Origin of the sequence: Microbispora sp. NPDC046933, assembly GCF_040644635.1 — a bacterium.
Taxonomy (GTDB): domain Bacteria; phylum Actinomycetota; class Actinomycetes; order Streptosporangiales; family Streptosporangiaceae; genus Microbispora.
Map to the genome: position 1 here is coordinate 1 of NZ_JBEYWW010000105.1, position 1,775 is coordinate 1,775.

Below are 1,775 nucleotides of genomic sequence, written 5' to 3' on the forward strand. Positions count from 1 at the left end.
TGCGAAGTCGTGAGGCGGAGCGAATCTCAAAAAGCCGGTCTCAGTTCGGATTGGGGTCTGCAACTCGACCCCATGAAGTCGGAGTTGCTAGTAATCGCAGATCAGCATTGCTGCGGTGAATACGTTCCCGGGCCTTGTACACACCGCCCGTCACGTCACGAAAGTCGGTAACACCCGAAGCCGGTGGCCCAACCCCTTGTGGGAGGGAGCTGTCGAAGGTGGGACTGGCGATTGGGACGAAGTCGTAACAAGGTAGCCGTACCGGAAGGTGCGGCTGGATCACCTCCTTTCTAAGGAGCACTTCTTACCAGGCCGGTTTTCCGGTTTGGTCAGGGGCCATTTCGTCGGCAAATGTTCGACGGTGGTTGCTCATGGGTGGAACGTTGACTATTCGGCACAGGAAGAGACCAGGGGCTAGTACTGCTTCGGCGTGGAACGCGTTCTGGGATTGACTGTGTCGGGCACGTTGTTGGGTCCTGAGGGAACGGAAGTTGCCTCAAGGATGCCGGCCTCACTTGAGGTAGCCTGGGTTCGGGTTGCCGAGGGTGTGTGACTGGTCGTTGTTTGAGAACTGCACAGTGGACGCGAGCATCTGTGGCCAAGTTTTTAAGGGCGCACGGTGGATGCCTTGGCACCAGGAACCGATGAAGGACGTGGGAGGCCGCGATAGGCCCCGGGGAGCCGTCAACCAGGCTTTGATCCGGGGGTGTCCGAATGGGGAAACCCGGCAGTCGTCATGGGCTGTCACCCGCTGCTGAACACATAGGCAGTGTGGAGGGAACGAGGGGAAGTGAAACATCTCAGTACCCTCAGGAAGAGAAAACAACCGTGATTCCGGGAGTAGTGGCGAGCGAAACCGGATGAGGCCAAACCGTATGCGTGTGATACCCGGCAGGGGTTGCGCATGCGGGGTTGTGGGAATGAGCTTCAGTCGTCTGCCGGCGGCTGGGCGAGTCAGAAACCGTATGGGTAGTCGAAGGACATGCGAAAGGTCCGGCGTAGAGGGTAAGACCCCCGTAGCTGAAACATTGACGGCTCGTTTGAGAACCACCCAAGTAGCACGGGGCCCGAGAAATCCCGTGTGAATCTGGCGGGACCACCCGCTAAGCCTAAATATTCCCTGGTGACCGATAGCGGATAGTACCGTGAGGGAATGGTGAAAAGTACCGCGGGAGCGGAGTGAAATAGTACCTGAAACCGTGTGCCTACAAGCCGTGGGAGCGTCGCGCATCGAGCTTGCTCGGTGCGTCGTGACTGCGTGCCTTTTGAAGAATGAGCCTGCGAGTTAGCGGTGTGTAGCGAGGTTAACCCGTGTGGGGAAGCCGTAGCGAAAGCGAGTCCGAATAGGGCGTTTGAGTTGCACGCTCTAGACCCGAAGCGGAGTGATCTAGCCATGGGCAGGTTGAAGCGGAGGTAAGACTTCGTGGAGGACCGAACCCACCAGGGTTGAAAACCTGGGGGATGACCTGTGGTTAGGGGTGAAAGGCCAATCAAACTCCGTGATAGCTGGTTCTCCCCGAAATGCATTTAGGTGCAGCGTCGTGTGTTTCTTGCCGGAGGTAGAGCACTGGATAGGCGATGGGCCCTACCGGGTTACTGACCTTAGCCAAACTCCGAATGCCGGTAAGTGAGAGCGCGGCAGTGAGACTGTGGGGGATAAGCTCCATGGTCGAGAGGGAAACAGCCCAGAGCATCGACTAAGGCCCCTAAGCGTACGCTAAGTGGGAAAGGATGTGGAGTCGCAGAGACAACCAGGAGGTTGGCTTAGAAGCAGC

The 1,775-nt window shown here is 57.8% G+C and carries 2 rRNA genes; both read left to right on the forward strand.

Annotated features, from left to right (window positions below):
* A 16S ribosomal RNA gene (locus ABZ857_RS44090) occupies positions 1–290 on the forward strand; the annotation flags it as partial.
* Between the two features lie 306 nt (positions 291–596).
* Positions 597–1,775, forward strand: a 23S ribosomal RNA gene (locus ABZ857_RS44095); the annotation flags it as partial.